General features: G+C 55.4%; 27 protein-coding genes. 20 read left to right on the forward strand and 7 right to left on the reverse strand.

Features of this window, described 5'->3' with window-relative positions; translation table 11 throughout:
• The 4 genes from N512_RS0111315 to N512_RS0111330 form a co-directional block, all read right to left on the reverse strand.
• Nucleotides 1-270, reverse strand: a complete 270-nt coding sequence (locus N512_RS0111315) for a flagellar biosynthetic protein FliQ (RefSeq protein ID WP_025009122.1) — start codon at nt 268-270, stop codon at nt 1-3.
• A gap of 4 nt (nt 271-274) precedes the next feature.
• Nucleotides 275-940 (reverse strand): flagellar type III secretion system pore protein FliP, encoded by a 666-nt coding sequence (fliP, locus tag N512_RS0111320; RefSeq protein ID WP_229672027.1) that lies wholly within the window; start codon nt 938-940, stop codon nt 275-277.
• Between the two features lie 67 nt (nt 941-1,007).
• Nucleotides 1,008-1,361 (reverse strand): flagellar motor switch protein FliN, encoded by a 354-nt coding sequence (fliN, locus tag N512_RS0111325; RefSeq protein WP_028780412.1) that lies wholly within the window; start codon nt 1,359-1,361, stop codon nt 1,008-1,010.
• The gene (locus N512_RS0111330) at nt 1,327-2,043 is read right to left on the reverse strand and encodes a flagellar motor switch protein FliM (RefSeq protein WP_051472772.1); all 717 of its coding nucleotides are present in this window, start codon (nt 2,041-2,043) and stop codon (nt 1,327-1,329) included. Before N512_RS0111330 ends, fliN begins: the two co-directional genes overlap by 35 nt.
• A gap of 701 nt (nt 2,044-2,744) precedes the next feature.
• Here N512_RS0111330 and N512_RS0111335 point away from each other — a divergent pair.
• From N512_RS0111335 to N512_RS0111370, 8 genes are all read left to right on the forward strand, one after another.
• A complete protein-coding gene (locus N512_RS0111335) occupies nt 2,745-3,593 on the forward strand; it encodes a MotY family protein (protein WP_028780414.1) in 849 nt (282 codons plus the stop codon).
• Between the two features lie 70 nt (nt 3,594-3,663).
• A complete protein-coding gene (locus tag N512_RS0111340) occupies nt 3,664-4,908 on the forward strand; it encodes a sigma-54 dependent transcriptional regulator (protein ID WP_051472776.1) in 1,245 nt (414 codons plus the stop codon).
• Between the two features lie 26 nt (nt 4,909-4,934).
• The gene (gene fliE / locus N512_RS0111345; protein ID WP_025009127.1) at nt 4,935-5,270 is read left to right on the forward strand and encodes a flagellar hook-basal body complex protein FliE; all 336 of its coding nucleotides are present in this window, start codon (nt 4,935-4,937) and stop codon (nt 5,268-5,270) included.
• Nucleotides 5,271-5,279: 9 nt separating this feature from the next.
• Nucleotides 5,280-6,947 (forward strand): flagellar basal-body MS-ring/collar protein FliF, encoded by a 1,668-nt coding sequence (fliF, locus tag N512_RS0111350; protein ID WP_028780416.1) that lies wholly within the window; start codon nt 5,280-5,282, stop codon nt 6,945-6,947.
• A 10-nt stretch (nt 6,948-6,957) separates the two neighbouring features.
• Nucleotides 6,958-7,944, forward strand: a complete 987-nt coding sequence (locus N512_RS0111355; RefSeq protein ID WP_025009129.1) for a flagellar motor switch protein FliG — start codon at nt 6,958-6,960, stop codon at nt 7,942-7,944.
• Nucleotides 7,944-8,672, forward strand: a complete 729-nt coding sequence (fliH, locus tag N512_RS0111360) for a flagellar assembly protein FliH (protein WP_025009130.1) — start codon at nt 7,944-7,946, stop codon at nt 8,670-8,672. The genes N512_RS0111355 and fliH overlap by 1 nt, the downstream gene beginning before the upstream one ends.
• Nucleotides 8,662-9,987, forward strand: coding sequence for a FliI/YscN family ATPase (locus tag N512_RS0111365; protein WP_028780417.1), 1,326 nt, complete (start codon nt 8,662-8,664; stop codon nt 9,985-9,987). Before fliH ends, N512_RS0111365 begins: the two co-directional genes overlap by 11 nt.
• Nucleotides 9,984-10,415: a hypothetical protein gene (locus N512_RS0111370; protein ID WP_028780418.1), complete on the forward strand. Its 432-nt coding sequence runs from the start codon at nt 9,984-9,986 to the stop codon at nt 10,413-10,415. Before N512_RS0111365 ends, N512_RS0111370 begins: the two co-directional genes overlap by 4 nt.
• On the opposite strand, the gene flgN is transcribed toward N512_RS0111370, so the two are convergent.
• The 3 genes from flgN to flgA form a co-directional block, all read right to left on the reverse strand.
• Nucleotides 10,398-10,850 (reverse strand): flagellar export chaperone FlgN, encoded by a 453-nt coding sequence (flgN, locus tag N512_RS0111375; RefSeq protein WP_028780419.1) that lies wholly within the window; start codon nt 10,848-10,850, stop codon nt 10,398-10,400. The two genes, N512_RS0111370 and flgN, sit on opposite strands and share 18 nt — an antisense overlap.
• A 7-nt stretch (nt 10,851-10,857) precedes the next feature.
• Nucleotides 10,858-11,142, reverse strand: coding sequence for a flagellar biosynthesis anti-sigma factor FlgM (flgM, locus tag N512_RS22870; protein WP_051472773.1), 285 nt, complete (start codon nt 11,140-11,142; stop codon nt 10,858-10,860).
• 94 nt (nt 11,143-11,236) lie between these two features.
• On the reverse strand, nt 11,237-11,983 hold the full coding sequence (gene flgA / locus N512_RS0111385) for a flagellar basal body P-ring formation chaperone FlgA (protein ID WP_037474825.1): 747 nt from the start codon (nt 11,981-11,983) through the stop codon (nt 11,237-11,239).
• An 80-nt stretch (nt 11,984-12,063) separates the two neighbouring features.
• On the opposite strand from flgA, the gene N512_RS0111390 reads away from it, so the two are divergent.
• The 12 genes from N512_RS0111390 to N512_RS0111445 are packed head-to-tail and all read left to right on the forward strand — an operon-like array spanning nt 12,064 to nt 21,784.
• The gene (locus N512_RS0111390; protein WP_025009135.1) at nt 12,064-12,414 is read left to right on the forward strand and encodes a flagellar basal body rod protein FlgB; all 351 of its coding nucleotides are present in this window, start codon (nt 12,064-12,066) and stop codon (nt 12,412-12,414) included.
• A 2-nt stretch (nt 12,415-12,416) separates the two neighbouring features.
• A complete protein-coding gene (flgC, locus tag N512_RS0111395; RefSeq protein WP_025888439.1) occupies nt 12,417-12,827 on the forward strand; it encodes a flagellar basal body rod protein FlgC in 411 nt (136 codons plus the stop codon).
• 11 nt (nt 12,828-12,838) lie between these two features.
• Nucleotides 12,839-13,504, forward strand: a complete 666-nt coding sequence (locus tag N512_RS22875) for a FlgD immunoglobulin-like domain containing protein (protein ID WP_025009137.1) — start codon at nt 12,839-12,841, stop codon at nt 13,502-13,504.
• Between the two features lie 11 nt (nt 13,505-13,515).
• Nucleotides 13,516-14,715 (forward strand): flagellar hook protein FlgE, encoded by a 1,200-nt coding sequence (gene flgE, locus N512_RS0111405; protein ID WP_025888437.1) that lies wholly within the window; start codon nt 13,516-13,518, stop codon nt 14,713-14,715.
• A gap of 10 nt (nt 14,716-14,725) precedes the next feature.
• Nucleotides 14,726-15,457, forward strand: a complete 732-nt coding sequence (locus N512_RS0111410) for a flagellar basal body rod protein FlgF (RefSeq protein ID WP_028780421.1) — start codon at nt 14,726-14,728, stop codon at nt 15,455-15,457.
• Between the two features lie 17 nt (nt 15,458-15,474).
• Complete coding sequence (gene flgG, locus N512_RS0111415; RefSeq protein WP_025009139.1) at nt 15,475-16,260, forward strand: flagellar basal-body rod protein FlgG; 786 nt, start codon at nt 15,475-15,477, stop codon at nt 16,258-16,260.
• A gap of 5 nt (nt 16,261-16,265) precedes the next feature.
• Nucleotides 16,266-16,928 (forward strand): flagellar basal body L-ring protein FlgH, encoded by a 663-nt coding sequence (gene flgH, locus N512_RS0111420; RefSeq protein WP_025009140.1) that lies wholly within the window; start codon nt 16,266-16,268, stop codon nt 16,926-16,928.
• Between the two features lie 11 nt (nt 16,929-16,939).
• Nucleotides 16,940-18,061, forward strand: coding sequence for a flagellar basal body P-ring protein FlgI (locus tag N512_RS0111425; protein ID WP_028780422.1), 1,122 nt, complete (start codon nt 16,940-16,942; stop codon nt 18,059-18,061).
• Complete coding sequence (locus N512_RS0111430) at nt 18,061-18,459, forward strand: rod-binding protein (RefSeq protein ID WP_025009142.1); 399 nt, start codon at nt 18,061-18,063, stop codon at nt 18,457-18,459. The genes N512_RS0111425 and N512_RS0111430 overlap by 1 nt, the downstream gene beginning before the upstream one ends.
• The gene (gene flgK / locus N512_RS0111435; RefSeq protein ID WP_028780423.1) at nt 18,456-19,826 is read left to right on the forward strand and encodes a flagellar hook-associated protein FlgK; all 1,371 of its coding nucleotides are present in this window, start codon (nt 18,456-18,458) and stop codon (nt 19,824-19,826) included. Before N512_RS0111430 ends, flgK begins: the two co-directional genes overlap by 4 nt.
• Before the next feature lie 10 nt (nt 19,827-19,836).
• On the forward strand, nt 19,837-20,754 hold the full coding sequence (gene flgL, locus N512_RS0111440; RefSeq protein WP_025888429.1) for a flagellar hook-associated protein FlgL: 918 nt from the start codon (nt 19,837-19,839) through the stop codon (nt 20,752-20,754).
• Between the two features lie 49 nt (nt 20,755-20,803).
• The gene (locus N512_RS0111445; RefSeq protein WP_028780424.1) at nt 20,804-21,784 is read left to right on the forward strand and encodes a hypothetical protein; all 981 of its coding nucleotides are present in this window, start codon (nt 20,804-20,806) and stop codon (nt 21,782-21,784) included.
• The last annotated feature ends 29 nt before the right edge of the window (nt 21,785-21,813 follow it).

A 21,813-nucleotide genomic window follows, 5' to 3' on the forward strand; every position in this document is an offset into this window, starting at 1 on the left:
TTAGCCAATCACATGGGGGATAGAGAGGAACAGCTGGTTGAACAGATCGAGCAGCTTCTGCACCAGCCACTGGCCGGCGAACAGCACCATTAGCAGAGTCAGTACCAACTTGGGCAGAAAGCTCAGGGTCTGCTCATTGACCTGAGTGGCGGCCTGAAAGATGGCGATCAACAGACCCAGCAACAGGCCCGGGCTGATCAACACCAATACCATCAATACCGCAAGGTAGATGGCATCGGAGAAGAAGCTTGTCAGTTCACTCAGCTCCATGGCGCTATCCGAAGCTGGCCGTCAGGGTGCTGACAGTCATAGACCAGCCATCGGCCAACACGAAGATTAACAACTTGAATGGCAAGGAGATAATCAGCGGCGACAGCATCATCATCCCCATGGACATCAACACGCTGGCCACCACGAGATCTATCACCAAAAAGGGCAGATACAGCAGGAAACCAATCTGAAAGGCGGTTTTCAGCTCCGACAGCACATAGGCCGGCAGGATCACAAAGAAGGGGATCTGCTCCTGGGTCAGGGTCAAGGGTTCCTGGGCGATTTTCAGCATCTGCTCCAGGTCGGTTTCCCGGGTCTGCGCCAGCATGAAATGCCTCAGCGGCTGCTCGGCAATCGCAATCGCCTGCGGCAGCTCTATCTGCCCCTGATCATAGGGAAGGTAGGCCTTTTGATAGATCTCCTTGCCCACGGGTTGCATGATAAACATGCTGAGTACCAGGGCGATACCTATCAATACTTTGTTGGGCGGGCTCTGTTGCAAACCCAACGCCTGACGCAAAATTACCAGTACTATGATGATACGGGTGAAACTGGTCATCATCAGCAGCATGGCGGGTAACAGGCTCATCACTGTCATCATCGCCAGAATTTCCAGTTTGATGTTGACCTTTTGTGCCTGTTGACCGTCGTCCAGGGTGAAGAGTGTCATGCCATCGGCAGCAGACACGGGAAGGGCCAGCAGTGACAGCAGCAATAAACCGAGCAGGAATAGGCCGCTATTCTTTGACCAAGGTTGCGCCACTGGCAACGACCTCCAGCAGCCGCACACCGTAACGACCATTGACTTCAACCACTTCGCCGCGTCCGAGCAGGGCGCCATTGACCCGGATATCCAAAGGCTCACCCACCATGCGATCCAGGGCGATAACATCCCCCTGTCCCATGTGGGTCAGTTCGCCGAGTGTCATCTCAGTACTGGCCAGTTCCAGAGTGACCTGCACAGGCAGCTGCTTGAAGAAGCTCATATCCCGGGAGGGCTTTACCTGTACCGAGGTCAACGGTTCTTCGAGCAGTTCATTGTCGAGTAAAAAATCATCACTCAGCGATGTTTGTCCATCCACTTTGATCATCCTCATTTTGTTGGAAAGCATCTTGATTCAGGCGAGCGACCAACTTGCCTTGGTGGCTGTGTACCGAGCCGTAGAATAAAGTCAGCCCTCCCAGTGAAATCGGGCAGCGTTGATGCAGATTCAGTGGAATGATTTCCCCGGGCTGCAGTTCGGCCAGAGCCTGTACCGGCATGGGTTGCCAACCCAGCTCCAGCTTGAGCTTGACCGGGATCTGGGTCAGCTGTTGTTCCAGCGCCTGTTCGAGATTGTCGGCTTGTTGATATTGGGGGGCGGCCTGACCGATACGTCCCAGCAGCTCGTCTGTCATGGCAAACAACATAGGACTGGTGTAATGGCTGTCCGGAAAGCTCATCGACCAAAGGGCCGCGACCTTGTATTCAGTCTCGGCACCGGACAGTTCTATCTGCAGTTCGTCAGGCTTGATGGGATCAAAGGGCATGCTTTCCAGCAACGCCTGCATCAGTTTGAGCCCCAAGCGAAATTCCGACTGAGTCGGCGCTCCCAGCGGCGAGTACAGCTGGCCGGATTGACCGCCATAGTAGCTGCTGGCCAGCTGTTCGAGGGTACAGCGATCAATTCGCAATAAACCCAATAGCTTGCGTTGATATTTAAAGGCAAACCAATGATGTTTATTACAACTTTTCAGCAGCGTTTCACCGGGCGTTAATTCGGTACGAATCAATGCCGGAAGTCCCTGTCGTGTCAATGGCTTGAGTATTTGATTTAGCGCTTGTAATAATCCTTGATTGCAGTTATCCAACTGTCCGAATAAACGACTACGGGCTAATTTTTCTCGAATTAGAGCAATCGGCCTACAATCATGAGTCTGATCTGATTTTATTAGCTCTGCCCGTGCAGTTATCTTCATTCCATTATTACCGTGCAGTTATTTTCATTAAACCATTACCGCGCAGTCGCTGCTCGCAACAATACAGATACAAAAAAGTTATTTTTTTTGAGAAAAAGTAACCAATGATATATTAAACTCAGGGGGCAGAATATTATCAAAGTCTGGGCATCATACAAGCTGAAAAGTATGTATTTATTCAGCGTCAAAAAATGGCTATAAGACAAAAAATTGACACATTGATGTTAATCAAAAAAAGCACTTTGTAATTTGACAGGATACATTTGTATGAGCTATTTTCGCCGTCAATTTTCTCGATAGAAAAGTGATTGTTTAATATTCTAAGAGATTTTAACTGTTTTAAGGTTAATCGAATTGGCTATGTTAATAGCGATTAAAATAGCGCCTACCTCTGGGTTTTAGGTGCTTAGAGTATATTTTTTCAATTCGAATTCATCGCTGAAATAAGGGTAATAACAAAGGAATTTACATTGTAATTATTCCATCTATTTATCCTTCACTAACTGGAATTTACTGTGTTGAAGCCTTTGACCCTAGCCCTGTGTTTCTTGCTGTTCAGCGCTATCAGTTTCGCAGAACCCATCACGCAGACGGTGACCTACAGAGTGGCCGCGGACGATGATGCCTGGCAACTGAGTAGCAGTCCCTTTGGTTGCCGGCTCAGCGTTGCAGTTGCCGGAGCCGGCTTGCTGCAGTTGGAACTGCTGCCAGGGCAACATTCCAACTTGTCCCTGATCTCCTCCTGGCTCAACCAAGCCCACAGCGTAAGCGCCAGCGTTGGCTATCCTGCATGGGGCGAGGGATTTCCGGGCAAGGTGCAGAGCCGGCAGATGCAATGGCAAACAGGAAAGGCCAGCCTGAGCGGCGGGGAACTGGGCGTCTTTATCAAGGGGCTGGAGCAGGGATGGCGCTGGACATTTGATCTTGGACAAAGTGATGGATTCCTGCTTGAGGTCGATACCCTCAGTGCCCGAAGCCAGTTACAACCCTTGCGCCAGTGCCGCCAACAACTGCTCCCACAAGATTATGACTATGTTCATGATTTATCTATTTTCTACCCCTCAGGAATCGCTGGAATGGATTCGTCCATGCAGGCCGATATTCAAGCCGTGGCCCGTTATGTGGCGGTGGATCGCAACATCAAAAAAATTCTGATCGATGGTCATGCAGACGACGGCAGCTCCAGGTTGGCGGATCTGGTATTGAGCAAAGACAGAGTGGAAAACGTGGTGGCGGCTCTGGTGGAGCTGGGGGTGAAACGGCAGATGATAGAAGCCAGACATCATGGCAATCGTCAGCCCTATTCCAAGGAACAGTCCGAAGTGAATCGTAGAGTACGGATTCGACTGGTCAAAGCGGTATGAGGATAGAGTCTTGAAAAACTACAGCGTGGTTGGCTGCAAGGGGCTGGTCAGTACTCAGACAGCCCAGCTCATGGAACAGGAAGGGTTTAATATCATAGAAGGGATCAGCAGCTGGCTGGCGCTGGTCGATGTTTCTGCCTGCAGCCCCGAGCAGGTAGCCGGACTTCTGCATCGACAGCGGGCCCACAATCTGGTGGCGTTGCTGCAACCTGAGCAGACTGAGCTGGCGGTGAAGGCCATGCAGGCCGGGGCTCAGGACTACCTACTGCTGCCCCTGGATGAAAGCCAACTGATCAAGCTGCTGTTTCGCCTGCGGCAGATGGAGCAGGAAGACAGCGAATTGGTGGTGGCTTCTCCCCTGAGTCGGCAGCTGTTGATGCTGGCCCACAGAACCGCCAAGGCGGATACCACAGTTTTGCTCACCGGCGAGAGTGGTACCGGCAAAGAGCCGCTGGCCCATTTCATTCACCGCCATTCCAGTCGCAGGGAGCAGCCCTTCGTGGCGGTGAACTGCGCCGCCATTCCTGAGCAGATACTCGAGTCGGTACTATTTGGCCATGTTAAAGGTGCCTTTACCGGGGCCAGCGCAGATCAACCGGGAAAATTCGAGTTGGCAGAAGGTGGCACTCTGTTGTTGGATGAAATAGCGGAACTGCCTTTATCTTTGCAGGCAAAACTCTTGCGGGTATTGCAGGAAAGAGAAGTCGAAAGAGTCGGCAGTCATAAAATCATTCCTTTGAACATACGCGTTATTGCAGCTACCAACAAAAATTTAAAAGAAGCTGTATCTCAAGGCCGATTCCGGGAAGATCTTTATTATCGTTTGGATGTGTTGACACTGGAATTAAAACCCCTTAGGGAAAGGGCGGAAGATATTATTCCGCTGGCGGAACATTTTATTCAGCTTTATGGCTATTTGACCAATGGTCAAGAATGTTATTTAAGCGATGCGGCTAAAAATGCGCTAATTAATTATAACTGGCCTGGTAATGTCAGAGAGCTGGAAAATGTCATTCAGCGGGCGTTGGTTATGCGTCATGGCACTATTTTACAGGTTGTCGATTTAGGCATCAGGCTGCCGGAAAATATTGCAAGTGTAAATTCCATTCCGGAACCATCCAATGGGCTTAAAGCCTCCAAAAAACATGCAGAGTTCCAATATGTCATTGAGATTTTGAAGCGTTTTGGCGGTCACCGCAGTCGCAGTGCCGATGCTTTGGGAATGACCACCCGGGCACTGCGCTACAAGCTGGTACAGATGCGGGATGCGGGCATAGATATCGACAGCCTTTTAGCCAAGGCCAAGGCCGCCTGAATGGCTGACAACAGAGAATGGCAGCAATGAGCAACAATAGTATTTCCGCCGGTTTTAACAATATCCAGCAAACGCTGGCCATCCACAAGGAGATTGCCCAGGGCGCAATCATGCCTTCCATCGATGGCCACACTCCCCAAGTCGTCTCCTTTGGCAGCCTGATGAAGCAGAAGCTGCAGGAGATCAATCAAGATCAGCTGACATCATCAATGCTGACCCAAGCGGTCGACAGCGGCAGGAGCGATGATCTGGTGGGCGCCATGGTGGCGTCTCAAAAGGCCAGTCTGTCGTTTTCGGCCTTGATGCAGGTGCGTAATCGCCTTGTTCAAGCCTTTGATGATGTTATGAAAATGCCCATTTAAGGACAATAGATGTCAACGAGTTTAGCTCTACCGGCAAAACCGTCTGCCGCCGGACAAAAGCCCATGCTGGAAGCGATCAAGGGGAAGCTATCCCATGTGAACCAAATGCTGTTGCTGGCCATACTGGCCTCGGCAGTGGCCTGTGTGCTGGTGTTGTTCCTCTGGAGTGGCAGCCAGGGATATCGGCCCTTGTACGGCCTCAAGGAAAAGGTCGACAGCAGCCAGATCATTGAAGTGCTTGAGGGTGAAGGCATTGACTATCGCCTGGAAGCCAATTCGGGACAGATCCTGGTGGCGGAAAACAAGTTGAGTTCGGCGCGGCTCCTGCTGGCGGCCAAAGGAGTACAAGCTCAACTTCCGGAAGGATTGGAAAACCTGGCCAAGGCGCCCATAGGTACCAGCCAGTTTATGGAGCATGCCCGCTATCTTCATGGTTTGGAAGGGGAACTGGCGCGCACCATAATGGCGCTCGAAGCCGTACGTTATGCCAGAGTGCATCTGGCGATTCCCAAGCGAACCCTGTTCATTCGTGCCGAGCCGGAAAAGCCGACCGCTTCTGTGTTGTTGGAACTCTATTCCGGGGCGCGTTTGGATGAGTCACAGGTCAGCGCTATTGCCAACCTGGTTTCCGGCAGCATTACAGGCATGACCCCGGCACAGGTGCAGATAGTCGACCAGGCCGGCAACTACTTGAATGCCGATATGGCCTCCGGCCAGGACATCAGCCAATCCCGCAGCAAGCAGCTCAAGTATACCCATGAGCTGGAAAACAACCTGATCGCCCGCGCCGAATCCATGTTGAATCCGATTCTGGGACGGGACAATTATCAGGTGCAGCTGGTCGCCAGGGTGAACTTTAACCAGATAGAGGAAACCCGCGAGTCTGTGGATCCCAATCCTGTGATGACTCAGGAAACACTCAACAAAGACCAAACCAACGGCAACCTGGCCTTGGGGATCCCCGGCGCTCTGAGCAACAAGCCTGTGTCCGGCAAGAAGGGCAAGAAAGAGGACAATCAGGAAAGCAGTCTGCGGCAACAGGAAACCCGCTCATACGAAGTTGGGCGCTCGGTGCGGCACACCAAATTCCAACAGATGCAGCTGGAAGGGCTGTCGGTAGCCATCTTGTTGAACCAACAGGCGGCAGGCAAAGAAGGCTGGCAACCGCAGCAGTTGCAGCAGATAAGCGACATGGTTAAAGACGCCATAGGTTTTTCCGAGGCTCGTGGCGATCAGATCAATATCAACAGTTTTGACTTCGTGGTGCCGGAAAAGCCCGTGATAGAAGCTTTGCCCTGGTGGCAGAACGAGCATCTGCGTGAATACCTGAAATATGGCATAGGCACTCTATTGGCCTTACTGCTTATTCTGTTCGTGTTGCGCCCCCTGGTTCAGCACCTGACCCGCGGTGATTCAGGCTCAAGACGCTCTGGCAACAAGGCCGGTGACAAAGCCGCTGAAATGGCGCTGGAAGCCGAGCCTCTGACACAAGCCATTGAGCCGCCTCAGCTGGCATTGCAGGCAGAGGACAGCAAGGCCTTGCCGCAGTCGAATCTGCCGCCGCCCGGCTCGCCACTGACGGTGAAAATGCAGCACCTGGGACTGCTGGCAACGGAAGAACCCGCCAGAGTCGCCGAAGTGATCAGCCATTGGATGAAGGACAAAAATCGTGACTGAACAAACGACTCTGGACAATCTTGAGCAGGCGGCCATGTTGCTCTTGTGTATGGGTGAGGAAGGTGCCTCTCAGGTCATGGCGCACCTCGACCGCCAGGATGTGGAACAACTGAGTTACAAGATGGCGCGCCTGTCTTCGGTGACCCAGCAGGAAGCGGAATCTGTACTGGATCGTTTCTTCAACCGCTACAAAGAGCAGGCCGGTATCGCCCGGGCATCGAGAGCCTATCTCCAGAAAACCCTGGATTTGGCACTGGGTGACAGAGTCGCCAAGGGCCTTATCGACAGCATCTATGGCGATGAGGTCAAGATGTTGGTGAAGCGGCTGGAGTGGGTCGATGCCAAGCTGTTGGCGCGGGAGCTGCAGCACGAACATGTGCAGCTGCAGGCCATCATGTTGGGACTCTTGCCACCGGAAATTGCCGCTCAGGTATTACAACATCTGCCGGGAGACAACCAGGACGAAGTGCTGGTACGCATAGCCCGCCTCGGCGAGCTGGATCGGGATGTGGTGGAAGAGCTGCGGCAACTGGTGGAGCGCTGCATGGTGATGGCGATGGAGAAAAGCCATACCCAGGTGTCCGGCGTGCGTCAGGTGGCTGACATTCTCAACCGCTTCGATGGTGACCGTGAACATCTGATGCAGATGATACGCTTGCAGGACAAGCATCTGGCCAATGATGTTACCGAAAACATGTTCGACTTTATCATCCTGGGCCGTCAGAAGCCGGAAACCCTGCAGGAAATCCTCGGGGCGGTCGAAGCCGAGTCGCTGGCACTGGCACTCAAGGGTATTGATGGCGAACTGAAACGCACTCTGCTCAACGCCCTGCCCAAGCGTATGTCTTCCGCCATTGAGACCCAGGCCGAGGCCTTGGGCGCTGTGCCGCTGAGCATGGCCAATGAGGCGAGACGCAACATTATGGAAACGGCCAAAGAGATGATGCAGAACGGCGAAATCGAGCTGCAACTGTTTGAAGAACAGGTGGTTGAGTAATGGGTGCAGATAGTCGCCTTTGGCGCATAGGTGCATCTCAGGTGCGCCGTTATCAATTTGCTCCCCTGGAAGGGGAGAGTCCTGAACAAGGCAACTGGCAAGACTTCCAGCAAGCGTTGGAGCGGGGCTATCAGGAAGGCTGGGAACAGGGCTTTGAAGCCGGCAAGACTCAGGGCGAAACCGAGGGGCGCCAAGCGGGCCAGGAATCCGGGCTGCGGGACGGGCTGGAGCAGGGGCGCAGCCAGGGTTTGGCACAGATAGATGAGCAGTTGAATCAGCTATTGACTCCCATGACGGCATTGCAACAGCTGCTCGCCGAGAGCCACGCCGAGCAGATCCAGGCGCAACAGCAGTTGATTGTCGACCTGGTCAGAAGGGTGGCACAGCAGGTGATCCGCTGCGAGTTGTCGCTGCAGCCACTGCAGATCATTGCCCTGGTTGAAGAAACCCTGCAGGCACTGCCCAAGGATGCCAGTGATATCAAGATCCACCTGGAACCCTCAACCATCAAACAGCTACAGCATCTGGCGGCCGACAAGGTGGCCGACTGGCACCTGGTGGCCGACGACAGCCTGAGCCAGGGCAGTTGCCGGGTGGTTTGCGATCAGTGCGATGCCGATGCTTCCATGGAAACCCGCCTCAACAACTGTATGGATCAGGTTGAAGCTCATTTGAACGACGACTTGATTCCAGAAGCCGAGGCCACAGTCGCCAGCAATGAAGACTAATGTCCTGGCCGGAAACTGGCCCCGGGTACCGGTAGCCCAGATATACGGACGCCTGACCCGCGTGAGTGGCCTGTTGCTGGAGGCGGTCGGCTGCAACCTGGGTATTGGCGATCGCGCCATGGTGGAGCGGCGCGATGGCACCTATGTCGAGGCCGAGGTGGTGGGGTTCCATCAGGGGATCCTCTGCCTGATGCCTATCACAGACACCCAGGGGCTGAGCCCTGGCGCCCGGGTCATTCCCCAGACAGAGACCCATAAGATCCCTCTGGGTGCCGGCCTGCTCGGCCGGGTACTCGATGGCCTTGGCCAGCCGCTGGATCAGCTCGGGCCGCTGAGTGGTGTGCAGTTTTGTCGCCCTGTCACTCAGGTGCCCAATCCTCTTGCCCGGCAACCCATTACCCGCATTCTCGATGTGGGGGTCAGAGCCGTCAACGGCTTGCTGCCGGTTGGCTGTGGTCAAAGGGTAGGCTTGTTTGCCGGTCCCGGGGTGGGCAAGAGTGTACTGCTGGGGATGATGACCCGCTTCACCGAGGCCGACCGCGTGGTGGTAGGGCTCATCGGCGAGCGCGGCCGAGAGGTGCGCGAGTTTATCGAGCAGGCCTTGGGTGAAGAGGGGCGCCGCCGCGCCGTGGTGATTGCCGCTCCGGCAGACACTTCCCCCTTGATGCGCCTCAGAGCCATGCGCCTGTGTCACCAGATAGCCTGTGGCTTTCGCGACGAGGGCCATAGGGTGTTGCTGCTGGTGGATTCACTGACTCGTTACGCCCAGGCACAGCGGGAGATAGCCCTGAGTTTGGGGGAACCGCCGGCCACCAAAGGCTATCCGCCTTCGGCCTTCGCCCAACTGCCTTCATTGGTGGAGATGGCGGGCAACGGCACTCATCCACAGGGAACCCTGACGGCGTTTTACACTGTGCTGACCGAAGGGGAAGATACACAGGATCCTATCGCCGATGCGGCCAAGGCGATACTGGATGGTCACTTCTTCCTGAGCCGCCGCTTGGCTGAGGCCGGGCATTTCCCGGCACTGGATTTGGGAGCCTCTATCAGTCGTTTGGCGCTGCAGATTGCCCCCAAGGAACAACAGCAGGAGATGGCACTGGTTCGGCGTATGTTGGCGCGTTATCAGGAAGTACGTGAGCTCTTGCCGTTGGGCGGTTATCAACCGGGGCAGGATCCCGAGTTGGATGCCGCCGTGAGCCATTACCCGAGGATTGCCGACTACCTGACCCAAACCACAGACGAGGCGGTTGACCTTTCGGGCAGCCAACAACAACTGCAATCGCTGACCCGTGCACTGCGAGGTGAGTCATGAAACTGTTGCAACGCCTGAGCCATCTTGAGCAGCGTAAGCTCAGCGAGTTGGCGGAGCAAAAACAGGCGCTGCAGCAACGTCAGGCCCAGGTGCAGGGGCAACAGCAGCAGGTGGCGTTACTGGAGTCCCATTACAGCCAGTTTCGTCAGGGTTCAATAGTGGGGCTTTGCAACAGTCAGGCCTTGCTGCAAAGGCTGCAACCATTGAAGCAGAGTCTCAATACTCAGCAGCAGTTGCTCGGCAATGAACAACAAAGGCTGCAGGGCTTATGGCTGCAGCAGTTGGGGCGTTATCAGCGGGTAAATTGGTTTGACGGGCAGCAGCAACAGCGACAGCGACGACGGCTGGAGCAGCAGGAGCAGTTTCAGCTTGATGAGTTGGCGGGCAGCAGTACGGCGCGGCTTAAGGCTTCAGGGAAACTGAGGTGAAGCGAGGTTCTGTGGGTACTCATCGGCATTTCCCAGCCCCAGAATACCGCGGATGATCTCCTGTTGGCGCACCAGCAGTTGGCCGTTGAGCTCGTTGAGTCTCTGGCTCTCTCTGGCCTGTTGCAGCAGTTGCTGCCACAGTTGTTCCAGTTTGTGAGCTGCCTGCTCGGGCAGTTTACTCTGCAGTTGGCGTATGCCCTGATGATCATTGCTGACACCTATTTGTGCCAGATGTGCGGCGCGCTGCAGCGAATTGTGCTGTAACTTGGCGACCAACTGATCCTGCTGCTGGTTATGCTGGATAAGCCCTTGATTGTCATGGCGCAGCATCAACTGGCGCTGCTGTTGCAGCAGCTTCTTTAACTCCCGGTAGTCCAGTATGTCCTGGCGGATCCCGGCGACCAGACCTTGCAGTGCTTCGCGTTTATTGCTCATGGATGGCTTACTTGTCCTGTTTCCCGTGCTGCTGCAGCATAGCTTTGGCCATGGCCTCGACATCCAGTTCAAAATTGCCCTGTTGCAGTGCCTGACGCAAGCTGGCCACCTTGAGTTGATCTACCTCGCTCTCCTGAGCCAGTTGAGTCTGGGCCTGATTCAGCCAGTGATACTCAGGGCTTACCTTATCCTGCTGGGCTGCGGATACCGTGGTTTCCTGGCGTTGACGCCGATTCGCTGCGGTGACGCCGCTGTCGCTGATAACCGCATGCAGACGCTGAGTGATTTCCATTGAACCCCCGAAATAATGTGCTCTAGTGAGTAAAGGCGACCGGATCCGTAAAAAATAAAATTATTTTTGTGATGTGGCTACATTTGCTGAGTAACTACTTTTGTGGTGTGACTATGCCCTGCGCTATCGGGTAGGCCTTGATGACCTTCTGCGAGCTTAAGTTTCGCACCCTAATCACTTCTCCCCGGGAGGCACTTTCCAGCGCGGTGCCCGGCATTTGAGCTTCAAAACCCTCCTGGCTGACCTGAATGATCACCTGTTCACCGGCACGCACCCAATCACTCTGGCTCAGCTGGCGCAGCAAGATGGCTTCACCTGCGCGGATCCTGCGCGCCACCTGTTTGCCTATGAGCTCGCGTTGGCTGCTGACAATGTCTCTGTCACTGGCCTGCAACTCCAGCCAGCGCCACTCTATGTTCCGCGCGTCGATGATGCTGCCTCTGTGCAGGGTTTGTGTCAGCACAGGCAATTGGGCCTTGGCTTCGACCCTGGCCCGTAGAAAGAAACGCCAGTCGGCCGCCGGACAACGCACCTCCAAAGATACCCGTCCCCAGAGCGGCGCCGAAGCGTTGGCCAGGCTGATGTCCGGCTTTTGCGGGCAGTCGGCCAGGCGCTTGACCCCGGATGGCAGTGTCATTCGAATCTTGCTTTGAAGCGGTTTCATCTGTTGCGCCGCAGCAAACTGCTGCAATTGCTGCTGCAGATATTGTCTGGCCGCTTGCTCGACCTGGTTGGCCGAGGCGGCCGCCGGCAACGGAAGCAGCGGAAACAACAGCAAAAGCAGCAAGGCAAAAGGGGAAATCAGGGTTCCGCAATTATTGACGGTTGGCTTGTTAGTCATTGTATTTTAAGGGTAAAAACTATTGGCATGGTATTTGTTACAAGGAGCGAAAACCTATGGATACCTTACTAGGAGAAACCATGGCTATCAAGCTCGATGCGGCATTGGGTCTGCATCCTCAATTATTGGATTTCAGGGTTGAGCGCAGCAAGGTGCTGGCCGGAAACCTGGCCAACGCCGAAACACCCGGCTACCAGGCCAGAGATCTGGACTTTGGTGCTCTGATGGCGCAGCTGGATGCCGGCATCCCTTTTGGAGGGCAGTACACAGTGGGGTATCGGGTACCTTATCAGTCCAGTGCCGATAACAGCACGGTTGAACTGGGACAGGAGCAGGCGCGTTTTTCACAAAATGCCATGGACTTTCAGACCAGCCTGACCTTTCTCAACATGAAAATCCAAGGCCTGAAGGCCGCTATCGAAGGGAAGTAATCGTGTCATTTGCAGAGATATATCAGGTTGCCGGCAGTGGCATGACGGTGCAGACCCTGAGACTGAACGCTATCGCCAGTAACCTGGCCAACGCAGGTGTGGCTGCCGAGTCCAGTGATAGCGCCTACCGGGCGATAAAACCGGTATTTTCCACCCTCTATCAGCAACAAAACAACAGCGTCAGTGCCAAGGTGCAGATCAAGGCCCTGGTGCAGTCCGATGCACCGTTGGAAACCCGTTATGAACCCGGCCACCCGCTGGCCAATGCCGATGGCTATGTGACCTATTCCAATGTCAACACAGTGGAAGAGATGGCCGACATGATGGCCGCCAGCCGCGCTTTTGAAACCAGTGTCGAAGTGATGAACCGCGCCCGCTCCATGCAGCAGGGACTCCTGGCTCTGGGAAAATAAGGGAATAGAGGATGCAACAGGTACAGAACGTCAATACCCGCGAAGATGGCCAGAAGACAGATGCCATCCGTGCCAACGGCAATGATCCCGCTTCGCTGAAGAACGAGTTTATGTCGTTGATGATAGCCCAGATCAAGAATCAGGACCCTACCAACCCCCTGGATGCCAGTGAGTATCTGGGCCAGTTGGCGCAGTTCTCCCAGGTGGAGAGCCTGGAGGCGATGCGCCAGAACCAGAAAAACCAGATGACCATGATGGAAAACCTCGGGCTGGTGCAATCGGCTTCCCTTATCGGTAAGCAGGCCATGGTGCCGGCAGACAGCTTTACCGCGGCCGAACATGTGATAGACGGCAAAGTCTATCTGGAGCACAGCGCCTCGGCGGTGACTGTGGAGATCAGCGATAAAAACGGGGAAGTCGTCAAAACCCTGGAGCTCGGCAGTCAGGCGGCAGGTGATGTCAGTTTTCAGATAGATCCCGAAGGACTGGGGCTTCCTCCGGGGGAATACCAATTGAAAGTTCAGGCCAGCGACGGTGAAAAAGCATTGAAGGCTCAGTCATTTCTCGCCGGCGAAATCAGCAAGGTTCATTTCGTCAGTGCCAAGGGCATGATGATGGCTGAGCTGGCCAACGGTTTGGGCACAGTGTCTGTGCTGGATATTTCCGAAGTTTCATAACAGGAGACAAGATGTCTTTCAATATTGCGCTAAGTGGATTGCAGGCCACCAGTCAGGACCTCAACACCATAAGTAACAACATTGCCAACGCCTCTACCTGGGGCTTCCGTGGTGGTCGCAGCGAGTTTGCCGCCATCTACAACAGTGGCATGGGTGCCGGTGTCAATGTGATGAATACCAGCCAGAACTTCTCCCGTGAGGGCACGCTGACCTACACAGGCCGTGAGCTGGATATGGGGATCCAGGGTAGTGGCTTCTTTATGTTGCGTGGCACCGATGGCTCCAATCTTTATGCCCGCGCCGGGATTTTCGGCCAGGATGCACTGGGCTTTATCACAGATCCTGTCGGCAACCGTCTGCAGGGCTATCCGGCCACGGCCGATGGCGTGCTGCAAACAGGCACCATGGGTGACTTGCAGATCAAGACAGGTTCTCTGCCGGCCAAGGCGTCGACTCTGGTCAATCAGGTGTCCAACCTGGATGCGCGTATGGAAGCCATAGATCCTGCAACGACGCCATTTTCGCCCACAGACCCGGCGAGTTATCACTCCTCGGGTACTGTCAGTGTGTTCGACTCACTCGGCAACCAGAGATCCCTGACCCAGTACTACGCCAAGACAGGCGACAATGAATGGAAAGTCTACTTCGTGCTGGACTCGGCCGTTCTCGAACCCAAAGACGGCCACAGCCTGCAGTTTGACAAGAAGGGCAGCCTGAGCGGCGGCGACAAGCTGAGCCTGACTCTGCCCGCCAAGGCCGGTGCCGAGGATGTCAGCCTGGCGGTGAACTATGAAGGGTTCACTCAATACGCCAATGACTATAACAACTCCAGCCTGAGTCAGGATGGCTATGCCGCCGGTGAATTCAACAAGATACGCCTGGATGACAGCGGGATGCTCTTTGGTACCTACACCAATGGTCAGGAGTTGCTGCAGGGCCAGGTGGTGCTGGCAGATTTCAACAATCCCAATGGTTTGACGCCTGTGAGCAACAACGCCTGGCAGGCCTCTGCCTCAGCTGGGCAGGCCACAGTCGGCGCACCTGGCAGCGGTACTCTGGGCAGCCTGAAGGGTGCCTATCTTGAGGGCTCCAACGTGGATACCACGGCCGAGATGGTGAGCCTGATGACGGCGCAGCGTAACTATCAGTCCAATGCCAAGGTACTGGACACCAACTCGACCATGCAGCAGGCGCTGCTGAACGCCATCTGACGGATGACTCATGGATAAGATGATTTATACCGCGGCCCAGGGTGCCAGCCGCATTCTGCAGTCCCAGGCGATTCGGGCCAACAACCTGGCCAATGCCGATACCCAGGGCTTTCGTGCCGATCTGGAGCGGGTTGCTGCGGTTCCTGTGTCTGAGACCCAGGGAAGCTTTGCTTCGCGGATCTTGCCGCAGACCCAGAATGTCGGTTTCAACAGCCGCCATGGAGAGATAGTCAGCACTGGGCGCCGGCTCGATATGGCGATTAAGGGCGATGGCTATTTCACAGTGCAAACACCTCAGGGCGAAGCCTATACCCGTAACGGCGCCATCAGCGAAGGTGCCAACGGTGAACTGACAGTGGCGGGGTTCCCCTTGATGGGCGCCAATGGGCCTTTGGTGCTGCCTCAGTATCGCGAGCTGATTGTCAGTGAAGACGGCCGCCTGTCGATAGTGGCCGAGCAGGGTGGGCTGATTGAAGAGGTTGCCCAGCTCAAGCTGGTGAACGCTGCCCAGAATCAGCTGCACAAGGGCGCCGATGGTTTGCTGTATGCCAACAACGGCGAGGCCCAGGTGTCCGAGCAAGTACGGCTGGCTTCCGGCGCGCTGGAGAGCAGCAATGTCGATGCCGTTGGTGAGTTGCTGGCCTCCATGGATCTGGGTCGTCAGTTTGAAGTGCAAATTAAGTTAATGAAAAGCGCAGAGAAGTTGGCTGAGGCGGGTAATCGCCTGCTGCGTGACGCCTAATATTGAGGAGAGTCTAAATGCAATCGGCATTATGGGTGAGTAAGACAGGATTGACTGCTCAGGATGTGAAGATGACGACCATCGCCAACAACCTGGCCAACGTTAATACCACAGGTTTCAAGCGCGATAGAGTCGGTTTCAACGATCTCTTCTATCAGGTACAGCGCCAACCAGGCGGCCAAGTAGACGAGCTCAATGAGTTGCCATCCGGGCTGCAACTGGGCACGGGCGCCCGAGTAGCCAGTACCCAGAAGGTGTTCACCACAGGCGACATACTCACTACCAATCAGCAACTGGATATCGCTATTGAGGGCCAGGGGTTTTTCCAGATTGAAGAAGCCAATGGCGAAGTGGCATACAGCCGTGATGGCCAGTTTTATCGTAACAGCGACGGCATCATGGTGACCTCCCAGGGGCTGCCCTTGGTGCCCAACATCCAGATCCCCGAAACCGCCACCGGGATCACCATAGCCGAAAACGGTGTGGTGAGTGCCAAAGTGGCGGGTCAGGCAGAGGCGATGGAGCTGGGGCAGATCACCCTGGCGCACTTTGCCAACCCGGCCGGACTCGAGTCCCGAGGCAATAACCTGTACCACGAAACCGCGTCTTCCGGTGTGCCGATAGAAGGGGTTCCCGGCGAGGAAGCGTTGGGCAGTTTACGTCAGGGTGCGCTCGAAGGGGCCAACGTCAATGTGGTCGAAGAGATGGTAGAGATGATCTCGACCCAGAGAGCCTACGAGATGAACGCCAAGGTGGTCTCAGCCACTGACGATATGCTCAAGTTCCTGAACCAATCGGTATGAAGATCATGAGACTCTTGTTGGCGCTGCTGATGCTGTCGCTCAGCGGCTGTATCTCCCACTTCCCCGACGCAGAACAGCAGCCGGGCAACAAAGAATGGGCACCGCCTGAGGTGGACTACTCCTTGCCGGAAGCCAAAGATGGCAGCCTGTATCGCCCCGGCTTTATGCTGACCCTGTTCAAGGATAAGCGGGCCTTTCGCGAGGGAGACATACTCACAGTCTCCCTGGATGAGAAGACCTATTCCAGCAAGAAGGCCAATACCCAGACCAATAAGTCTCAGGATCTGAACTTTGGCGTTCAGGGCGGGGTGGATGACAGTAGTTTCAGCGCCAATGGTGAGGGCAAGTTTGGTCGTGGCTTCAATGGCAGCGGTGCCACGACTCAGCAGAACCAGCTTTCCGGCGCCATTACAGTGACAGTGGCCAAGGTGATGCCCAACGGCGTGCTGCTGATCCGCGGTGAGAAATGGCTTCGCCTCAGTCAGGGGGATGAGTATCTGCGTCTTATCGGGCTTATCCGCTCCGATGACATAGACAACCAGAACACCATCTCATCGCAGCGGATTGCCGACGCCCGCATTATCTACGGTGGCCAGGGCGCCATTGCCGACAGTAATGCCATGGGCTGGGCGGCTCGCTACTTCAACAGCCCCTGGTTCCCTATGTAACAGGAATGAAGATGACAAGACTGCTTTTAGCTCTGCTGTTGCTGGGGCTTACCATGCCGGGCCAGGTGTTGGCCGAGAAGAGTCGCCATCTGCTGGATATGGTAGATGTGCAGGGGATCCGCGAAAACCAACTGGTGGGCTATGGCCTGGTGGTGGGTCTCGATGGGACAGGTGACAAGAACCAGGTGAAGTTTACCGGCCAGTCGGTGGTGAACATGCTGAAACAGTTTGGGGTGCAGATTGATGGCAGCATGGATCCCAAGCTGAAAAACGTTGCCGCCGTGGCCGTGGTTGCCAATGTGGCGGCGCTGGCAAGTCCGGGGCAGACTCTGGATGTGACCGTCTCCTCCATAGGGGATGCCAAGAGCCTCAGGGGCGGCACTCTGTTGATGACGCCTTTGCGGGCGGTCGACGGTGAAATCTATGCTGTCGCCCAAGGGAATCTGGTGGTGGGCGGCGTGTCGGCCCAGGGCCGCAACGGCACCTCCATGACCATCAATGTGCCTACCGTCGGCAGTATTCCTGGGGGCGCCTTGCTCGAGGCTGTCATTCCCAGCTCTTTTGCCAGTAATCCGCAGGTGATACTCAACCTCAAGCAGGCTGGCTTTCGCAGTGCCCGCAATATTGAGAAGGCGATCAACGCCGTGTTTGGCCCGGATGTCGCCAAGGCCGAGAGCCATGCTCAGGTGAGCGTCAGGGCGCCGCAATCCGAGCGGGAGCGGGTAATGTTTATGTCTATGCTGGAAGACATCATGGTCGAGCCCGGCCGCATTCCTCCCAAGGTGGTGTTCAACGCTCGCACAGGGACTGTGGTGATGGGCGGTGATGTGGTGGTGCGCAAGGCCGCCGTCAGCCACGGCAACCTGACTGTGACCATTACAGAGAAGCAGCAGGTAAGCCAGCCCAATCCGGGGATTTTTGGCGATGCCGCCGGTCAGACCGTGGTGACCAACGACTCGGATGTGGATATTCAACAGGAAGACGGACGTATGTTTGTCTGGCCAGAGGGTAGCTCTTTGAATGATATCGTACGTGCCGTCAACAGCATGGGAGCCTCTCCCATGGATCTGATGGCTATCTTGCAGGCACTGGAAGAAGCCGGTGCCCTGGAAGCTGATCTGGTGGTGATCTGATGAAAGTAACCCAAACTCCGGGGCTGCTGGGGCGGCTCGACTCGGGCGAGCTGATTAAGGCGCATGGCGAAAAGGGCGCCCTGAAGCAGGTCAGCCAGCAGTTTGAAGCCATGTTTTTGCAGACTGTGCTGAAACAGATGCGTACCGCCAGCGATGCCATTGCCGATGAAGAGAATCTGCTGTCATCCAGCAACGATGGCCTGTATCGGGATTGGTATGATTCCGAGCTGGCACTGAGGTTGTCGCAGATGCAATCGACCGGGCTTGCGGATGTTATGAGTCGACAATTGGGGGCAAAACTTCAGTTTAGTGCCGAACCGGTCGCTTCTTCTGAGAAGACAACCATGGCAATGCAACCTGCACTCCTGGTTCCGCCAGTTCACAAGGAGACTGAATGAATCTGCTCAATAACGCCATGTCCGGGCTGAATGCCAGCATGGCGGCCTTACAAGTCATGTCCAACAACACCAGCAACGCCATGGTGCCTGGCTATTCCCGCCAGCAGGTGTTGCTCAGCTCAGTCGGTGGCGGCGCCTATGGCGCCGGTAATGGCGTCAGTGTTGATGGGGTGCGGCGGATTTCGGATCAGTATCAGGTGATGCAACTGTGGCGTACCGGCAGTGATGTGGGCTTCGCCGGTGTTAAACAGAGCTATGCCGGCCAGCTGGAACAGCTGATGGCCGCCGACAGCAACAACCTTTCTACTGGCTTGGATCATCTGTTTGCCGCCATGAATGCGGCCATGGAAAAGCCCAATGACCCGGCGCTCAGACAGGCGGTGCTCAATGAAGCCAACGGCGTGGCGCAGCGTTTCAACTCGATAGCCTCAGGGCTGGACAGTCAAGAGCAACAAATCGTCGGCCAGACCCAGGCCAGCATCAAAGAGATCAATACTCTGCTGGAGAAGATAGCTCGCTTGAATGAAGATATCGCCGCCGACGGGGCTGCCAAGGTGCCTTCGGCCTCGCTATTGGATAACCGGGATGCCGCAATAGCTGAATTATCTTCACTCATTGATATCCGGGTAGTGATGGATGACAAGGGCCTGGCCAATATCTCGCTCTCTCAGGGGCAGCCGCTGCTGAGTGGTATTGTTCCGGCAACACTCAAGGGCGTGACAGATCCGGCAAATCCCAAGCAAATCAATTTAGAGCTCAGTTTTGGCCAGTCTCAGTTTAAGTTACAGGAGACGGGTGGTCAGCTGGGGGCTCTACTCAACTACCGGGATACCAACCTGAAACAGAGTCGGGCTTTCTTGGATGAACTGGCAACCCAGTTGGCACAACAGATGAATGACATTCAGGCTAAAGGCACAGATTTGGCCGGCAATAAGGCGACCCAAGCCATTTGGCACTTGGATGCTTCCAACCCGGCGGGCAGTCTGCGGCTCAATCAGGGCCTGAACTCCGGCGATCTGGCCTTCGGCCTGGATGGCACTCCGGGGGATAACAGCAATCTCAAGGCCTTTGTGGCCTTGGCCAATCAGGAGCTGGACTTTGCCTCCATGGGCAGTCGAGCCACTCTGGGTAATGCCTATGCCAGTAAGGTGGGTGAGCTGGGCAGTATTTCCCGGCAAGCGCAGCAAGAGAGCAAGACAGCGCTGGCACTACAGAAAGAAGCACAGAGCCAATGGGCCAGCACCAGTGGCATCAATTTGGACGAGGAAGGGGTCAACCTGATCGTTTATCAACAGTCATACCAGGCCAATGCCAGGGTGATAGCCACGGCCGATAGGCTGTTCCAGTCCCTGCTGGACAGTATTTAAGGAGTCCTGAATGCGGGTAGCCATGTTTAATATGTACAGTGCCAACTTGCACTCAATGCAACAGACACTGAGTCAACTGGGGCAACTGGATCAACAGCTGTCCAGTGGCAAGGCCTTGCTGCGTCCTTCCGATGACCCCATAGGCAAGGTAAAAGTGCTCAACTGCGAGCGGGACCTGGCCAAGACTTCACAGTACATAAGCAATATCGACAGCCTGTCGACCAGTCTCGGGCGGGTGGAAACTTATCTCGATAGCCTGGTGCAGGCGCAGACCCGGATGCGGGAAATTGTCATTTCCGCCAACAGTGGTCAACTGTCGGCCGCCGACCAACAGGGTTATGCCGATGAACTCTCGGCCCTGATGGACACCTGTGTCGATATCCTCAACGCCAGGGATGCCGACGGCAACTATCTGTTTTCCGGCAACCTTAGCCGTACTCCGGCGGTAGCACAGGACAGCAGTGGTCGCTATCAGTTTCAAGGGGATGCCCAGCATCGTCAGGTGCAGATAGCTGCCGACTCCTGGGTCGATGCCAATGTCACGGCGCAGGAGTTCTGGTTCGGTAACGGTAGCCAGGATCTGCTCAATCAAGCCGCCGAGTATGTCGAAGTGCTGCGGGATCCGGCCAAGGCTCCCGGTGATGCCGACTTTGAAGCCGTGGCAGGCGCCATGATGCAGTCTCTGGATGATACTCTCTCCAGTATAGGCGCGGCGATTACAGACATAGGTGGCAAACAGAACCGCTTGAGTCTTGGCAAGAGCAGTCATCAGGAGATGGCACTGTTCACCAAGGAAGTGATAGGCGAAACCGAGGCGCTGGACTATCCGGCGGCAACCTCAGAGTTTCAGATGAAGCTGACGGCCTTGCGGGTGTCGCAGCAGAGTTTTGTCAAAATCAGCCAACTGACGCTGTTCAACCAGCTTTAATCAGGATTGGGGAGACGCCTAACTTGTTCCAAGACTGTCATAGGGTGCCATGATCCATTCGGTTACTGATGCCCTGCAACTGGCCGGGCAGATAAGACCCATCAGCCAGAGTGCCCCCCTGCTCGATATGACAGTGGTCAACAGCACTCAGGAGAGTTGGCGCGAGCTGCTGCCTTATCGGCAAGTGGCGTTCGAGCGCTGGGAGCGGGCCACCCGGCTGCAACATAACATCAGTGCCATGCAGCTGGTGGATGCAGGTTTTGAAGAGGTGCAGCGGATCCTTGAGAGGATGCGGCCCTTGCTGCTTATCAAGCCTTCTGCCGAACAGTTTGAGCGGCTGTTGTCGCTGCAAAAGCAGTTGCAGCAGTTGCAGCCCAGTTATCTGCAGTACCCCTTGTGGGATCCCATGTTCAACATCATCTATCCCAGACGCAGAGCCTTGCGGCGGCGCTTTCGACTTAAGGCGGTTTCCCTGCTGGAGCCCAAACACAGAGAAGAAAGCCTGCAACTGCTGCTGCCGGGTGCCGATGGGCCACAGAGCCTGTCGTTGCAACTGCCGGCCAATACCGACCCGAGCCGTTTGGCACAGTTAATCAACGAGCAGCTGGCGCCTTTGGGTATCTCACTCAATGTCGAAAACCAACAGGCTGTGTTTGAATGCGACGACCAACTGTGGCAACAGCTGCAGGGTAATCTCGGTCTCAGTGGCCAGGGTATGCGCCTGCCGGCCGGTGAGATGCACAATATCAGGCTGGAAGAACTGCTCGACTGGCGCGATCCCAGAGAATGGCGTTTCGACAGCCCGGAGATGTTGCGTCAGACCCGGGCCAAGCTGGAGCGTACTGCGCGGCGGATAGAACACTGGCGTCAGGATTGGCAGGCACAGAAACAGCAAGTCACCAGCAATTTATCGCAGCAACTAGGGGAAATTTCTCTGCCACCTGTGGATGCTTGCTTCGGCTCGCAACTGGAGGCGTTGCTGGCTCAGGCCAACATCGGCCGAGGTCACGCCGAGGATCTGCTCAAATAATTTGGTCTTTTTAAAGTTTTTTTCAATCA

It is taken from the genome of Shewanella sp. 38A_GOM-205m (genome assembly GCF_000518445.1).
Taxonomy (GTDB): domain Bacteria; phylum Pseudomonadota; class Gammaproteobacteria; order Enterobacterales; family Shewanellaceae; genus Shewanella; species Shewanella algae.

Bases quoted from the DNA above. Each gene is read 5' to 3' on its own strand.
- N512_RS0111315 (WP_025009122.1), bottom strand. From the start codon at position 270: ATGGAGCTGAGTGAACTGACAAGCTTCTTCTCCGATGCCATCTACCTT.
- fliP (WP_229672027.1), bottom strand. From the start codon at position 940: ATGACACTCTTCACCCTGGACGACGGTCAACAGGCACAAAAGGTCAAC.
- fliN (WP_028780412.1), bottom strand. From the start codon at position 1,361: ATGATCAAAGTGGATGGACAAACATCGCTGAGTGATGATTTTTTACTC.
- N512_RS0111340 (WP_051472776.1), top strand. From the start codon at position 3,664: ATGGAACAGGAAGGGTTTAATATCATAGAAGGGATCAGCAGCTGGCTG.
- fliE (WP_025009127.1), top strand. From the start codon at position 4,935: ATGAGCAACAATAGTATTTCCGCCGGTTTTAACAATATCCAGCAAACG.
- fliF (WP_028780416.1), top strand. From the start codon at position 5,280: ATGTCAACGAGTTTAGCTCTACCGGCAAAACCGTCTGCCGCCGGACAA.
- fliH (WP_025009130.1), top strand. From the start codon at position 7,944: ATGGGTGCAGATAGTCGCCTTTGGCGCATAGGTGCATCTCAGGTGCGC.
- N512_RS0111365 (WP_028780417.1), top strand. From the start codon at position 8,662: ATGAAGACTAATGTCCTGGCCGGAAACTGGCCCCGGGTACCGGTAGCC.
- N512_RS0111370 (WP_028780418.1), top strand. From the start codon at position 9,984: ATGAAACTGTTGCAACGCCTGAGCCATCTTGAGCAGCGTAAGCTCAGC.
- flgN (WP_028780419.1), bottom strand. From the start codon at position 10,850: ATGAGCAATAAACGCGAAGCACTGCAAGGTCTGGTCGCCGGGATCCGC.
- flgM (WP_051472773.1), bottom strand. From the start codon at position 11,142: ATGGAAATCACTCAGCGTCTGCATGCGGTTATCAGCGACAGCGGCGTC.
- flgA (WP_037474825.1), bottom strand. From the start codon at position 11,983: ATGACTAACAAGCCAACCGTCAATAATTGCGGAACCCTGATTTCCCCT.
- N512_RS0111390 (WP_025009135.1), top strand. From the start codon at position 12,064: ATGGCTATCAAGCTCGATGCGGCATTGGGTCTGCATCCTCAATTATTG.
- N512_RS22875 (WP_025009137.1), top strand. From the start codon at position 12,839: ATGCAACAGGTACAGAACGTCAATACCCGCGAAGATGGCCAGAAGACA.
- flgE (WP_025888437.1), top strand. From the start codon at position 13,516: ATGTCTTTCAATATTGCGCTAAGTGGATTGCAGGCCACCAGTCAGGAC.
- N512_RS0111410 (WP_028780421.1), top strand. From the start codon at position 14,726: ATGGATAAGATGATTTATACCGCGGCCCAGGGTGCCAGCCGCATTCTG.
- flgG (WP_025009139.1), top strand. From the start codon at position 15,475: ATGCAATCGGCATTATGGGTGAGTAAGACAGGATTGACTGCTCAGGAT.
- flgH (WP_025009140.1), top strand. From the start codon at position 16,266: ATGAGACTCTTGTTGGCGCTGCTGATGCTGTCGCTCAGCGGCTGTATC.
- N512_RS0111425 (WP_028780422.1), top strand. From the start codon at position 16,940: ATGACAAGACTGCTTTTAGCTCTGCTGTTGCTGGGGCTTACCATGCCG.
- N512_RS0111430 (WP_025009142.1), top strand. From the start codon at position 18,061: ATGAAAGTAACCCAAACTCCGGGGCTGCTGGGGCGGCTCGACTCGGGC.
- flgK (WP_028780423.1), top strand. From the start codon at position 18,456: ATGAATCTGCTCAATAACGCCATGTCCGGGCTGAATGCCAGCATGGCG.
- flgL (WP_025888429.1), top strand. From the start codon at position 19,837: ATGCGGGTAGCCATGTTTAATATGTACAGTGCCAACTTGCACTCAATG.
- N512_RS0111445 (WP_028780424.1), top strand. From the start codon at position 20,804: ATGATCCATTCGGTTACTGATGCCCTGCAACTGGCCGGGCAGATAAGA.